Here is a 12719-nt window from a genome sequence, read left to right as displayed (position 1 = left end):
ACAAGAAAGCCCGCCCGGGTGCCGGGCAGGCCAGAAACGAAACGAGCGGGATGAGAGGCCTTAGGAGGAGGCTTTGAGCAGCTGCTCCATGACCTCATCGCCTGGCGTGGTGCCGGAGTAGTCGGTGGTGCAGGTGGCGCGCACGATGTCGAAAATCTCGTACCAGTACATATTCGCCTGCTTGCCGAAGCTCTGACTCATGGCCACGAACGGGCTAGCGATGGCAGCTCCGGTGGTGGGGTGTTTGCCCAGCAGGCCGAACTTGGAGATCGCCTGCTCGCACTGGATGTAGCGGGCGAACGCCTGCGCGTACTGCTCAATCAACCGTTTGGAGACGAACTCGGTGCAGCCACGCTCATCCAGCCAGTTCCACGTCTCCCGGTACACCAGGTCCGCACCCAGCGGTTGGCCGTCGCGCTGCTCAGCCGACAGATACGCGTCGGGTTCTGGCATCGGCTCGCCAGCGAGCACCGCGCCGTCGCCGATGTCGGTGCCGTCCAGGTCAAACACGTCTAGATCGACCGGCGTGGTGAGCCGGGTGGCGGGCCGTCCTGCAGCGAGCTTCTCGTTCAGCGGATCGGGTTTCGCTCCTGCACGGACACGGCGTCCGCCACGGTTCGTGCCGTCTTTAGCCACGAGAGTGCCTCCTTCCGAGGGCGTTGTGCCCTGGTGTGGAGGGCGTAAGGGGTCAATACCCCATTTGATTCCAAGATTTTGCGCACGGTTGGCCCCGCCCGCTGAGGAACAGATGAGCGGTAGAGATCCAGACGCCCCCACCCCCTCGCAGCCACGCGACGTTGCCCCGTATGGGGCGAACAGCGCCAGGGTGGGCATCGTTGAGGGTCAGCAGGTAGGCCGCGACAGTCGGCGGCACAGCGCGTTAGTCGTAGCTGTAGACCCTTGGTTGCTGCCTCCATCGGTCGCCATCGCATGCTGACTGGCGGGAGTGGCAGGGCTTGCACAAGCTGCGGAGGTTGGCCAGGTCGTGGGTGCCGCCGTGCGCCAGCGGCAGGATGTGGTGGACCTCAGCCGCAGGCGTGAACCGGCCAGCATCCAAGCAGTCCTCGCAGAGCGGGTGGGCCTGGACGTAGGCGGTGCGGATCTTGCGCCAGCGGTGGTCATAGCGCCGGTTGATCTTCGGGTCCCGCTGGTACTTCCGATAGCGGGCGTCCTCTTCCTTGGCGTGGGCCGGGCAGAACCGGGTGTCGGTCAGCTCCGGACAGGCTGGGTGGGAGCAGGGGCGTTTGGGCTTCTTCGGCACCGCGTTCACCGCCTTCTAGAAATGGTTTGACCCCCAGACGGGCTACCGAATGCGTCTGGGGGTCGGGACCTACTTTTCAACCACTTACAGCATGCAACAGGCAAACCCTGAAAGTCATCCCCTGTTTGCCACACTTATGCGCGCGAACGCATTAGTCCCTGCCGTACAAGAGCCGGGCGAAGCGAGCCAAGGCTCGTTGCTTCTTGGCGAAGGCGGTCTTGCGTTCGACGTAGAAGTGCTCGGCTACTTTGACGGCGGCGTCTTCTGCGGGCAGTTCGTCGAGGAAAAAGGTCTCCAGCACCAGCCGGTCATCGTCGCTGAGGGCTTCCCATGCGGGGGTGAACCAATCCATATATGCCCGCGCTTTGCGGTCACGGGCTTTGAGGACGTCGAGGTTGTCCAAGATCGAACACATGCGCGCTTCACCGGCGTGTGGGTTGTTGGCCCGTGGCAGGCCATCGAGACGGGGTGATCCGATCGATGTCAGCGAGGCTTTGAGTCCTTCGGCGTAGCTTCCGCCTTGCTGAAGAATGACGGCTTGGGTTGCGTAGTCCTGGAGCACGCTGATGGCGGCTCTGCGGTAGTCGAAGTAGTCCCAGACGGGGTGGTCGTTCATGAGTGTGCCTGCCTTCCAAGGGTTGTGGCGACCGCGTCAATCAACGCAGCTTGTGTCGTGTCTTTGTTGTCCAACGCGGCGAGCACTCCATCGTCGAGGGTGTTGTCTGCCGCCAGGTGCGTGATGGTCACCGGCACCTGCTGGCCTTGCCGATACAGGCGGGCGTTCGTCTGCTGGTACAGCTCGAGACTCCAGGTCAGGGAGAACCAGACGAGCAGGCTCCCGCCCGCTTGGAGGTTCAGCCCGTGCCCGGCGCTGGCTGGGTGGATCAGCGCCAGTGGGATCTTGCGGGCGTTCCAATCGGAGATATCGGCGCTGGTTTTGAGCTCGCGTGCTTCAGGGAAACGGGCACGGATCCGTGCCGCGTCGTGTTTGAACCAGTACGCCACCAACAGCGGCTGGCCGTTGGCTGCCTCGTAGAGGTCTTCCAGGGCATCAAGCTTGCGGTCATGAACGTGGATGGTGTTGCCGTGTTCGTCGTAGACCGCTCCGGAGGCCAGCTGCAGCAGCTTGCCCGACAGTGCAGCGGCGTTCGCAGCATCGATCATCTGACCATCGAGGTCGAGGACCATCTCGTCACGCAACTGCTCGTAGGCCTTGCACTCTTTGGTGTCGAGGGTCACGGTGTGGGTGGTGATCGTCAGCTCCGGGAGCTGGAGGTGATCGGTGGTACGCATCGAGAGCGTGATGTCACCGATGGCCTCGTAGATTTCTTCTTCGGCACCGGGCCGGGGCTTGTAGGTGAAGACCTGCTGGCCGTTGCGTTGATCGGGTACGAACCAGCGGTTTCGGAAGTGGGTGATGAACCGTCCGAGGCGCTCACCTTCGTCGAGGAGTCGGAACTGCGCCCACAGATCCATCAGCCCGTTCGATGCCGGTGTACCGGTGAGTCCGACGATGCGGGAGACACGATGGCGAACACTGGCGAGGGCTTTGAAGCGCTGCGCCCGATGATTCTTAAAACTCGACAGTTCGTCGATGACGACCATGTCATACGGCCACGCATCCCCAAGATGCTTGACCAGCCAGGGAATGTTCTCCCGGTTGATGATCGTCACCATCGCCTGCTGCGTGACCGCATCAAGCCGAGCCTGCTTGGAGCCGACAGCAACTGCGACCGAGAGTCCCTCCAGGTGATCCCACTTGGTGATCTCGGCAGGCCACGTATCCCGTGCCACGCGCAGGGGTGCGACGATGAGGGCGCGGCGAACGTGGAAGGAGTCCAGCAGCAAAGTCCAGATTGCCGTCAAGGTGATCACGGTCTTACCAAGACCCATGCCCAGCAGGATCGCGGCCTGCGGGTGATCCTCGACGAACCTGGTGGCCACGGTTTGGTAGTTATGCGGCTTGTAACGCATCAGCTACCTCCTCGACCCCGGTCAGCGAATCAACGACGTACACGTCAATCCCGTGGTCGCGCAGCTGCTGGATGCGGCGGTGTTGGATCGGGCGTGGGAGGCGTCCGGGTGCTTTGAGCTCGACGAAGATGAGGCGTCCGCGATAGATGCAGATACGGTCAGGCACACCGGCTGTGCCGGGGCTGGTGAACTTCCAGCACAGCCCACCCACCGCTTCAACGGCTTGCTTCAAATGCTGTTCAATGTGGTGTTCGTTCATGGGTTACACGTCCTTGGTGTTATGCCGAGGGTGCAACCTGGTGCAGGGTCGTTTTGGACTTTTCCTAAGGGCCCGTTTTTATGCCCTATAGGAAACTCACATATGGGTCTGCACCAGGCTGCACCCAGCGCTATTACTGCTGGTCAAACTCGTTTTTCAGTTGCAGGCCAAACACCCTGATTCCCGACTTCATCTTTTTGCGCACAAAGCCGTGGTGTTCGACGGTGGCGTTGAAATCGACCATGGGACGTGCCCACCCAGAGGTGGACATCGCCCACGCCCGGTAGGTCTGATACAAATCCCCGGCACGCTCAGAGAGGTGCTCGTCGACGTCGCAGTGGGTGTCGAGGAACTGGGCGAACCAGTTGTTCTCTTCCCGATACGCCGATGATGCGGCCACCACTCTGGCTGGCGCTTTCAGGTGGTAGTTCTCGGCGTGGATGAGGCGCGCACCCTCCATAATCCAAGTCAGGATCGCCCCGCCAGCTTCGTGGTAGAGGTGGTCGGCATAGTTCTTCACATCGCTTTGGCCTTCGATCTTGGCCTCAAAGGGAATGACGATGAGCCGTCGCCAGATCCCCGCATCCATCGCCCCCACCCTGGGCAGGTGGTTCGTGTAGAGGATCAGCGTGTGGGACGGGGTGAAGGCAAAGGGTGCCTTGTACTTCTTCTCCGCATAGATCTGGTCGGTGGAAGCAAGTTGTTTGACCACGGAGGTGGACATACGCACGCCCTCTTCGGACTCAGCCGAGATAATCAGCCGTTTGCCTTTGGCTTCGGCGAGTTCGGGTTTGACGTTGCGCATCCCACCGATCGTCAGCACATCAGCACTCATGTTCCCGGCGTAGGTGCCGAGCACGCGGGCGATCGTGTTCCAAAACGTTGACTTGCCGTTACGGCCGTCGCCGTAGGCGATGACGAGGGCTTCGACGAAGACTTGCCCAATTGCGGCCAGGCCAACGATGCGTTGCACGTAGTCGATTAATTCTTGGTCGCCTTGGAAGAACACCTCCAAGGCTTCCTGCCAGACTTCCGCCCCGGTGGTGTCAGGGTCGAGGCTGGTCTGCTTCGTCACCAAATCGGCAGGGTCGTGATCTCGTTTGCTTGCAGGGCCGATTCGAAGGTCGTAGCTGCCCGACGGCGTATTGAGCAGGTACGGGTCTGCGTCCAGCTGCTCTGGTGTGGTGAGCAGCATCGGGCGAGCCTCGCGCAGGCAGTTGGTGATCCCGCGCGACTCCCGCCGTTTCAGCGCGTAGGTCGCGTAGGTTTTCGCGTCTTCGAACGCGGCGAACGCCTCACGCTGGGCCGGGTTGAACATGGTTTGGGCTTTCGCCTTCGACATCGACCCGAGCAGCGTGCCCGCACCAGTCGTAGCGAGCTTGTCCTTCGCGTCTTCGAGTAGCTCGTGGGCTTCAGCGAGTTGACGTTCAGTGAGCTCTTGAGCAACAGCTTGGGCTGCAGGGGCCGATTCGTACCAAACACCGTCGTAATAGACGAGCCAGTCGGTGGCCTCCGAGTAGCGCAGCGAGTCCGGATAGGCCTTAGTCAAGGCATGGGCTTGCCCGACGTCGCTGTAATCGCTGGGGCGCACCGAATCCAGGCTCGCCTCAAAATCCTCCGGCGGCAGATAACCAGGCTGGTTCTCGACTGTCTTGGCGAACCGGGTGGCGGACCGCCAGATCGACTCCACCTCCGACTCGGGCAGTGGCGGATTACAGCGGGCGGCCTTGCGATCAAACAAGGCGCGTGCCTCATCGGTCGTGCCGAGGCGAATGAGGAGCCTGCCCGCAAACCTCGACAAGGTCGCATTGCGCGAACCTTCCTCGATGGCCTGGGTGGAGTCATCCCACTGGGCAAATAGGTCCTCATCCACCGCTTCGGCAAGCCAGTGGTCGATAGCACATTCACCCTCGACCATGGTGATCAGCGGGGCAGCGTGGCCGTAGATGAAGCGGCCAGCGTCGATCGCGTTGGGGTCGAAGAACTCGAACCTGGAGGCGAGCAGCTTCTTGAGTCCCGCATAGGCTTCAGCATCAGCCACGGGGCCAATCGGGAAGTAGACGTGGAAACGCGGCCTGGCCGACTGCGCACCCTTCGACTTCATGTGGTTGCGGCTGGTGGCAGTCATGAACGCTACCCCCGGCATTTGCTCGGCAAGGCTCGCTGGGGTGATCCACTCGGCTGGGTTGTCGGTGTGGGAGTTGTCGACGTCCATGACCAGACAGTTCGAGGTCACGAAACTGCCTGCTGAACGTCGCCCACCCACGTACTCGGCAACTACGTGATCGAGTCGGGCGACCGCTTCGAGGTCTGCCTCGCTGGTGACGTCATGTTGGTGCGGGTAGTGCGCGTTGTTCTGCTGGCCAGCCACGAGTGCGGTGTACATGGTCATGGGTGTCATGGGGTGACCTCCTCGAAGTCGGCGTCGAAGTACTTGATGGGAAGGTCGAAGTGGTGTGCCCACTCGATCTCCACTCGCATCCCCACTGACACACGCGCCGTGTACACCCAGATCGCTTCGCACTTAGAGAGCAGGATCCGGTTGAAAAACATCGCCAACTCGCGGGTCTCGGGATCGTTGTCGTCCATGAACTGTGGAAACAGCAGGTGCGGGGCGAGCGGAATCTTGCATCGAGCCACTGCATGCGCACAGAACGTTTGGGCGAGTTCCATGTTGGCTTCTACGTCCCCGGAGTAGGGCGAGCAAATGTAGACCAGGGGCCGGTAGCCGTATTCGGCGCGCTGCAGATTCTTCAACGCCCTATAGGCAGTGGGGTCTGGGTAGCCCTCGATGCTGTGGGGCGAGAAACCGAGCTCGGCGTGAAGGAAGGTGGTGATCATGCTGCACCGCCGTCCTGCTCGATGACCGGCAGCAGTCCGAGCTGGTTCTTTAGCAGGTCGTAGATGAACAGGCGTCCCTTTTGCGTCCAGTACATGTGGGTACGGGTCTTGCCCTCGTCGTATTCGTGGGTCTTGGATTGGGTGTACCCCTGTTCGGCGTATCGGGCGTAGAGGAACCAACGCCCTGACTGGCGAAATTGCACGCCTTCTTCGTGCAAGATCGCGTTCATCCGTTTAGCGGACAAGCCATAGTCTTTGGCGATCTCAGTCGTGGTCAGCAGCGAGGCCGACTGCAGCACCAGGTCGTAGTACGAGACCTTCGGGGCCGCTTCGAGCAGTGCTTGTTCGGCGGTCAGTCGCTTGGCCCGCTCCGCACGCAATTGAACGATGGCCTGCTCGAGGAACTCATCGTTGCTCAGGAGTTCATCGATGGCGTAGACGCCATGGCGGCGGATCGTCGGCAGGACCTCATCGACGACCCAAGCTTCGAAGGCTTGAGCTGCCGGGAGCTTCGAGGAGAAGATGAGCCGGTACAGGTCACCTTCGGTGACGAAGCGAACCTGCTGGATTCCACCGGCGGTGGGAAGGGGGTGGTGAATCGCCACCCCCTTGCAGTGCTGCTTCATCGCGTTGGTCGGGTCTTTGTAGCCGAGCGCTGTGGCGACATCTCGGCCACAGAAGTAGACCTTTCTGTCGTGGTTGATGGTTCGGATGGTTCCAAACGCATTATTGGTGAATGTCTGGAGGTCAGTGGTAGCCATGAGTGGCTCCTTCTAAGAGCCAGGTTTGACGTGATTCCGGCAGGTCACGGGTGTGGCTGCGTCGGGCTCTCACGCATACGCCCCCGAGGACACAAGAATCCGGACACCCAGCTCGGAGCAGTTTTGACACTCGCAGTAACCGCTCGCTACTGCGTCACCCTGGCCTCAGCCCTGAATGCAAGAGGGCAACGAGTATCTGGGTCAGTCCTTCTGGTAGAAGTCACACGCGAACCCATCCGCCGATAGGGGCAAGCCTTCAGCCCAGTCGGGGGTGGTGGCCATGAGGTTGCAGATCTCGTCGACTGTGGCGGTAGTGGTTTCGACGACGATCTCGTCATGTACATGCATGACGATCCGATGCCCAGCTTGGTCAACTTGGTGCATGCCGAAGGTGAGTAGGTCGCGGGCGACGGCTTGGACGATGTTCTCGGTGAGTTTCCCGCCGTAGGTTTCCAGCTGTCCCCACTTGCGTCCTGTGGTGATGCCTTCGTGGGTGATGCTGGTGCCGCCGAATCTGTTCTCGCCCAGCCGTGGCTTTGCGTAAGCGAGCCGACGAGCTGATGGGAGGGCAATGAACATGATCCCGGCTTCGACCGTGAAGGTCAGCGGACCGATATGGGTGGGCTGGCGGGTGCTGATGGTTTCGATGGCGGCGGCGTTGACGTCGGCCCACAGCTGGACGACGTTTGGGTTGGCTGAGCGCCACGCATCCACCAGAGGTTGAAGCTCGGGCTCAGCCAGTCCCATGCGTAGTGCACCCATGGCCTTCAGCGCCCCGACGCCGCCTTGATAACCGCAAGCTAAGACTGCGATTTTGCCCTTCTGCCGCAGGTCACTGTTCACACCGTGCTTCTCGACGGGGACGCCGAACATGCGGCTGGCGGTCTCGCAGTACAGATCCTTGCCCGCTTCGAAAGCGGTGAGGGTGGTGGTTTCGCCTGCGAGCCAGGCGATCACCCGCGCCTCGATGGCGGAGAAATCAGCGACCACGAACCGGTGGCCGTCGGCGGGGATAAATGCAGTGCGGATCAGTTGGCTGAGGGTGTCGGGCACAGAGTCGTAGAGCAGTTCGACCGCCTCGAAGTTGCCCGTCCGCACAAGTCCTCGGGCTTCCGCCAAATCTGGGAGGTAGTTGCGGGGTAGGTTTTGGACTTGGACGAGGCGGCCAGCGAATCTTCCAGTTCTGCCTGCGCCGTAGAACTGCAGGAAGCCCCGTCCGCGCCCGTCGGCTCCTGCGACGTGCTGCATAGCCTCGTATTTCTTCACCGAGGATTTGGCGAGTTCGCCACGTAGCTCGAGTGCCACTTTGACGTCGCCGGTGGCGGTGTCGAGCGCAGTAGCGACTTCGTCTTTGGTGAGTGACTGCAGGGGTGTGCCGTGCTCGGCGAGCCATTCCTTGAGCTGGATGGGCGAGTTCGGATTCTCAAGCCCCGTGAGCTCTTGAGCGCGGGCGAGCGTGGTGGCACGGTGCTGACGGTCGCACTGGACCGCATGACCCACCAGCACGCTGTCGAGGAGGATGCCGGTGTCGTTGATCCGTTGATCGAGCACGTAGGTGTCCCACTCAGTCTCTGGGACCGGGAAGGCTTCGAGTCGGTCGTGGATGGCGAGCTCGACTTCGACGTCGCGCCGGTTGTAGGCAATGAATGCCTCCCAGCCCCTCGGGTTGGACGACGGCGGATTACGGTTGCTGCCTTGGTTGAGAACCGATGGTTTGGCCGGGGTGCAGAAATGAGTGATGAGCTTCTTGCCTGCACTGTCTTTACGCACGGGCAGATCCAGCACGGTGGCGACCTGCTCCAGGCTCATGGGCAGGCCGAGGTAAGCGGACCAGATCATGGTGCAGTGCCACTGCGCCGGGTCCAGCAACCGCTGCCCGGCCATAAGCACCGGGTGGTGGCGGTTGAGCCAGGCTGAGAGACAGATGCGTTCGAAGGCGGCGTTGAACGCCCGCTTCACCACATCAGGATCGACCAGCGCGGCCAGCACATCACCGGGCAGGGAACCACCCGAGGCGAGATCGACGACCTCAACGTGGCCACCATCAATCGAGTAGCCGAACAAGAGAACGTCGAACTCTGGGTGTTCGGCGTAGGGGTAGACCCCGGCCTTGACCAGGTTCACTGGCGAAAAGGTCTCGATGTCGATGAAGAGTTCACGCACAGGCATGCCTCCCTTGGGGTACGTGAGAACGGGAGGGAACCAGCCCGCTGATTGGGGTTGGTTCCCTCCCGTGAATGGGTGGATTATTCAGAAACCCGCAGGCGGTCGAATTCGGCCTTCTCGGCCTCGAGCAACTCGGCCAGGCGCTTGCGATCACGGCGGCTCTGGAGCTTGATCTTGATCCAGCCGAACAAGAACACCACCCAGAACGGGATGAGTACGTACACCCAGATGGCGAGGGTGATTGCGTTGAAGACGTCCCACATCATGTCGACGGCCCTCCGGTCAGTTCAGGAAGTCGTTGTCGGTGGCTGCCGTGAATGACCCGAAGTCTTCCTCGGCACTGATGCGGTTACCGCCAAGGGGTTCCCCATCGCGGACCTTTTGGATGTTGCCCAGCCCGCACGCGATACCCCGGTTACCGTTGGTGTTGAACGCATAGAACGAGAGGCTCACGCGGGCGTAACACCCGGAGTAGACCTCGGAGGCATCCAGGATCGGCTGCAGATCCGCGCCCACAACCTGGGGCGGGGTGGTCGAGTTCGCGTTGACGAACATGGCGTTTGCGTAGGCTTCATCGTCGCGTTCAATGTCCCCGTCGCGGAGCGGGAGCTTGAGGGCTGCCTTGTTGGGGCGCTTGCCACCGAACTTCCCAATCCCGGCGTCGATCGCCGCACCAATGGCACGTTCGATCTTGGCCAGCGTCTCAGTGTCGCCCTTGGGGATGATCAAAGACACGCTGTACTTGGGCTTGCCGCCCTGGATCGACTTCGCCTCGAAGATGTTGGCGTAGGACAGGCGCACTTCGCCGGTGACCACACGGGTCGGATTCGTTGCAGACATCTTGTCTTACCTTCTTTCTTGTTACTTGATTGCAGTGAATTCATCTGTTGCCGACTGGATCTCCAGTGCGGGCCTCCTGTCGGAGTCGGGGACGAGTGTGGGCTTACCGGCTGGTTTGACCACGAGATCCCCGAATAGTTCGGAGAAGCGCTTCTTGCCCAGTTGCTTTTCGAGCGCGGTGATCATCTTGAGCTTTTGCTCCCAGACGTCGGTGACACCGGCAGCCTGCGCGGCCTCGGCAACGGCCTTTTCGTCCACGTACTTGCGGATCGAGCGGCCTTCCACGAGCTTGAAACCAGGCCACAATTTGCCCTGGTTCACCGCTAGCGACAGCGCGTGTGATTCCACATCGGCAGCCCAGGCCTTCAGGTCCGGCAGCTGGGCCAGCACCTTTGCGATCTCGGCATCGATGAGTTCGGCAGGTGGTGCGAACTCATGCTTGGCAAGCTGCAGGTTGGCTTCGGCCCGAGTGCGGCAGGTGGCGCTGAGTTTGCAGAACCGGCACCACTCCCCAGGAGCGAACTCGCCGTCACCAGCTGCCGCCAACACGGCACGCGGTTTCACCACGTTCTCGGCCCAGGCATCGAGGTCAGAGACCGGGATCGTCCACGTTGAAACGTTGGAGCGGCGGGGCTGGTAGACCGTGACCGCCACCTCGCTGATGTCGTACAACGATCCGAACGCGTTCAACGCTCCGAGCGCATAGAGCATGAGCTGCGGGTTGTTCTCGGCCTCGACCATGACACCCTGGCCGTACTTCAGGTCAATAATTTGGAGCGTGGGTTCGGCGATAATCACGCAGTCCCCGGTCCCGAAACCGCCTGGCACCACATGGCTAAAGTCAAGGCGTTGCTCGATGAGCACCTGCGGATCCGCACACACCTGGCGTACGTCACGCAGCCGCTCCTGGACGAACGCCACGTAGTCGTCGGTGAGGGTGTCCATCTGCTCGTCATGCCAATCCGAGACAGGCCTGGTGGTCGGCGCGTCATGCAAGGAGCGGCGGAGCTTCCACTCCGCGAGCTCATGGGCAGCGGTGCCTTGCTCGGCAGCAGACGATGAGGAGTCTGGGAGCCCGGCTTCCAACGTGGCTGAGGGCGTGCAGGCTAACCAGCGGTGCGCACCCGAGGCACTAAGCAGTGCGTGCTGGTCAGGCATCAGCTATCGCCCCCGACTGCTCCAGCAACTGCCCATACTTTGATGGGGCAACCTCGGAGAGCTTGTTCGCACCAGCGGCCTGGATAAGTTCACGCACGCGGGCGGTGTGGCCTGCCTGCGAGAGCCTGGCCAGCATGGTGCGGACTTGCTCGAGCGTCACCGGCACCGGTTCAGGAATAGGCACCGGGGCGGGTGGCTGGTGGGCGGCCTCGTACTCTTCCGCTTCAGCTTCGAGTGCAGGCTGGGCCAGTTCGGCGGCGGCGATCGGGCGAGCACCCGTCATGCCAACGTGGTCCTCAAACGATGCCCACGCACTGTCCTCGATCGCTCGTGCTAGAGCGGTGTACCCCTCGACGATCGTGTTGATCGCCTGAATGAATGTGTTCGCTTCGGTGACGTTCACGCGACATCACCTCTGCGGGTAACGCCGACCGCGTTGGCGAGCTCCATGAGGTCATCGTCTGGGCGTACGATTTCTACTGCGTGGACCTGGTTGCCCGGCACGAGAACGGTGAGCTGCTGGGGGTTCCCGAGCAGTTTGCGGGCTAGCCGGGTGCGGATACTGACCTTGCGGGCAGAGACCGCAGCGTCAGGTTCGGGCTGGTCGGTCAAGGTGACCTTGAGACGATGTTTGGTCATCGTGCTCCTCCTTATGACACAGGTTGAGAGTCGGTTGGTGCTGGCCTTGGTGTGGGCCGGGCACTCATACGCCCCCGAAGAGAGCCAGATCCGGACACTCCGTCTCGATGAATTCCCGAAGCCTCTTCAGGCCGCGCTTGACCGAACGCCCGATGCTGTTCGCGCGCCGCGCTACCTCGGCCTCGTCAGCGCCGGGGCGCTCCTCACGCGCGATCTCGACGAAGGAGAGCCGCTCAAACACGTGCAGGCGGATCTGTTCCGCTTGCTTGTCGCTGACCTGAGACAGCAGCCATTCGACAACCAGCTCGCTATCGACCTGTTCTTCGTGAACAGAGACGTTCAAATACTGAGGTCCGTCATGAACCTCGACTTCCCAATCGCTATAGGAGAGGTCGCCACGGTTTCGAGCGTTCTCGGCGGCACGAAAACCGAAGTAGGCAGTGCGCAGGTATGCGACTTTCCACTCCGGCACGTACGTCGGGTCGTACAGCAAAGCGAGAACCTCGTCGGCGCTCAGCTTCAGCTCTATGTCGCCAGTCGGTGGGTCAACGAGCTGGATCCATGCGTACTGCTGGACATCGTCGATGAGCCGGGACGGGACGTAGATCTGCTTGAACTCGTGCCCTGCGAAATACTTCGTGCGCACAGAGTAGGGGGCGGGGGTATTGGTATGCGGTTGTGTTGACAACGGGGTGTTCCCTCCGTGTTGGAGGAAGACCCGTGAGGTAGCAAGCTCGGTGTCAACGGCTCAGGAAGGGATGGGTAGAGAAACGAGATGGCAGGAACCCGCTGGGCGGGCACCTGCCACTTGCTGCTCTTA

At 61.5% G+C, this 12719-nt stretch carries 15 protein-coding genes; all 15 read right to left on the bottom strand.

Going from position 1 to position 12719, the window contains the following annotated elements:
• Positions 1 to 60: 60 nt before the first annotated feature.
• The 15 genes from HLG82_RS08015 to HLG82_RS07945 all read right to left on the bottom strand — a co-directional run bounded on the left by HLG82_RS08015 (position 61) and on the right by HLG82_RS07945 (position 12587).
• Entirely contained in the window at positions 61 to 636 is a 576-nt protein-coding gene (locus tag HLG82_RS08015) for a P27 family phage terminase small subunit (protein WP_193326325.1), read from the bottom strand.
• A 244-nt stretch (positions 637 to 880) separates the two neighbouring features.
• The gene (locus HLG82_RS08010) at positions 881 to 1261 is read right to left on the bottom strand and encodes an HNH endonuclease (protein ID WP_193326324.1); all 381 of its coding nucleotides are present in this window, start codon (positions 1259 to 1261) and stop codon (positions 881 to 883) included.
• 151 nt (positions 1262 to 1412) lie between these two features.
• Positions 1413 to 1877 (bottom strand): ArpU family phage packaging/lysis transcriptional regulator, encoded by a 465-nt coding sequence (locus HLG82_RS08005; RefSeq protein WP_193326323.1) that lies wholly within the window; start codon positions 1875 to 1877, stop codon positions 1413 to 1415.
• Positions 1874 to 3235 (bottom strand): DEAD/DEAH box helicase, encoded by a 1362-nt coding sequence (locus tag HLG82_RS08000; protein ID WP_193326322.1) that lies wholly within the window; start codon positions 3233 to 3235, stop codon positions 1874 to 1876. The genes HLG82_RS08005 and HLG82_RS08000 overlap by 4 nt, the downstream gene beginning before the upstream one ends.
• Complete coding sequence (locus tag HLG82_RS07995) at positions 3216 to 3494, bottom strand: VRR-NUC domain-containing protein (protein ID WP_193326321.1); 279 nt, start codon at positions 3492 to 3494, stop codon at positions 3216 to 3218. Before HLG82_RS07995 ends, HLG82_RS08000 begins: the two co-directional genes overlap by 20 nt.
• A gap of 133 nt (positions 3495 to 3627) precedes the next feature.
• Positions 3628 to 5895, bottom strand: coding sequence for a phage/plasmid primase, P4 family (locus tag HLG82_RS07990; RefSeq protein WP_193326320.1), 2268 nt, complete (start codon positions 5893 to 5895; stop codon positions 3628 to 3630).
• Positions 5892 to 6335, bottom strand: coding sequence for a DUF7768 domain-containing protein (locus HLG82_RS07985; protein ID WP_193326319.1), 444 nt, complete (start codon positions 6333 to 6335; stop codon positions 5892 to 5894). The genes HLG82_RS07990 and HLG82_RS07985 overlap by 4 nt, the downstream gene beginning before the upstream one ends.
• Positions 6332 to 7096 (bottom strand): phage antirepressor, encoded by a 765-nt coding sequence (locus tag HLG82_RS07980; RefSeq protein WP_193326318.1) that lies wholly within the window; start codon positions 7094 to 7096, stop codon positions 6332 to 6334. Before HLG82_RS07980 ends, HLG82_RS07985 begins: the two co-directional genes overlap by 4 nt.
• A gap of 201 nt (positions 7097 to 7297) precedes the next feature.
• The gene (locus tag HLG82_RS07975) at positions 7298 to 9259 is read right to left on the bottom strand and encodes a DNA polymerase (protein WP_193326317.1); all 1962 of its coding nucleotides are present in this window, start codon (positions 9257 to 9259) and stop codon (positions 7298 to 7300) included.
• A gap of 83 nt (positions 9260 to 9342) precedes the next feature.
• Positions 9343 to 9528 (bottom strand): hypothetical protein, encoded by a 186-nt coding sequence (locus HLG82_RS07970; protein WP_255313871.1) that lies wholly within the window; start codon positions 9526 to 9528, stop codon positions 9343 to 9345.
• 16 nt (positions 9529 to 9544) lie between these two features.
• Positions 9545 to 10102, bottom strand: a complete 558-nt coding sequence (locus HLG82_RS07965) for a DUF2815 family protein (protein WP_193326316.1) — start codon at positions 10100 to 10102, stop codon at positions 9545 to 9547.
• A 21-nt stretch (positions 10103 to 10123) separates the two neighbouring features.
• Positions 10124 to 11260 carry a DUF2800 domain-containing protein gene (locus tag HLG82_RS07960; RefSeq protein ID WP_193326315.1) on the bottom strand — a complete coding sequence of 379 codons (1137 nt, stop codon included), beginning with the start codon at positions 11258 to 11260 and terminating at the stop codon, positions 10124 to 10126.
• Entirely contained in the window at positions 11253 to 11663 is a 411-nt protein-coding gene (locus HLG82_RS07955; RefSeq protein WP_193326314.1) for a hypothetical protein, read from the bottom strand. The genes HLG82_RS07960 and HLG82_RS07955 overlap by 8 nt, the downstream gene beginning before the upstream one ends.
• Positions 11660 to 11899 (bottom strand): hypothetical protein, encoded by a 240-nt coding sequence (locus HLG82_RS07950; protein ID WP_193326313.1) that lies wholly within the window; start codon positions 11897 to 11899, stop codon positions 11660 to 11662. Before HLG82_RS07950 ends, HLG82_RS07955 begins: the two co-directional genes overlap by 4 nt.
• A gap of 64 nt (positions 11900 to 11963) precedes the next feature.
• Positions 11964 to 12587 carry a sigma-70 family RNA polymerase sigma factor gene (locus HLG82_RS07945; protein WP_193326312.1) on the bottom strand — a complete coding sequence of 208 codons (624 nt, stop codon included), beginning with the start codon at positions 12585 to 12587 and terminating at the stop codon, positions 11964 to 11966.
• Between the last annotated feature and the right edge of the window lie 132 nt (positions 12588 to 12719).

The organism is Trueperella pecoris (genome assembly GCF_014926385.1).
In the GTDB taxonomy this organism is placed as follows: Bacteria; Actinomycetota; Actinomycetes; order Actinomycetales; family Actinomycetaceae; genus Trueperella; species Trueperella pecoris.
Note: the sequence above shows the minus strand (reverse complement) of the source record. Positions and strands in the feature narration are given on the sequence as shown.

What these genes read in the sequence shown, in the direction of transcription:
- HLG82_RS08005 (WP_193326323.1), bottom strand. Translation starts at nt 1,877, where the DNA reads ATGAACGACCACCCCGTCTGGGACTACTTCGACTACCGCAGAGCCGCC.
- HLG82_RS08000 (WP_193326322.1), bottom strand. Translation starts at nt 3,235, where the DNA reads ATGCGTTACAAGCCGCATAACTACCAAACCGTGGCCACCAGGTTCGTC.
- HLG82_RS07995 (WP_193326321.1), bottom strand. Translation starts at nt 3,494, where the DNA reads ATGAACGAACACCACATTGAACAGCATTTGAAGCAAGCCGTTGAAGCG.
- HLG82_RS07990 (WP_193326320.1), bottom strand. Translation starts at nt 5,895, where the DNA reads ATGACACCCATGACCATGTACACCGCACTCGTGGCTGGCCAGCAGAAC.
- HLG82_RS07985 (WP_193326319.1), bottom strand. Translation starts at nt 6,335, where the DNA reads ATGATCACCACCTTCCTTCACGCCGAGCTCGGTTTCTCGCCCCACAGC.
- HLG82_RS07980 (WP_193326318.1), bottom strand. Translation starts at nt 7,096, where the DNA reads ATGGCTACCACTGACCTCCAGACATTCACCAATAATGCGTTTGGAACC.
- HLG82_RS07970 (WP_255313871.1), bottom strand. Translation starts at nt 9,528, where the DNA reads ATGATGTGGGACGTCTTCAACGCAATCACCCTCGCCATCTGGGTGTAC.
- HLG82_RS07965 (WP_193326316.1), bottom strand. Translation starts at nt 10,102, where the DNA reads ATGTCTGCAACGAATCCGACCCGTGTGGTCACCGGCGAAGTGCGCCTG.
- HLG82_RS07960 (WP_193326315.1), bottom strand. Translation starts at nt 11,260, where the DNA reads ATGCCTGACCAGCACGCACTGCTTAGTGCCTCGGGTGCGCACCGCTGG.
- HLG82_RS07950 (WP_193326313.1), bottom strand. Translation starts at nt 11,899, where the DNA reads ATGACCAAACATCGTCTCAAGGTCACCTTGACCGACCAGCCCGAACCT.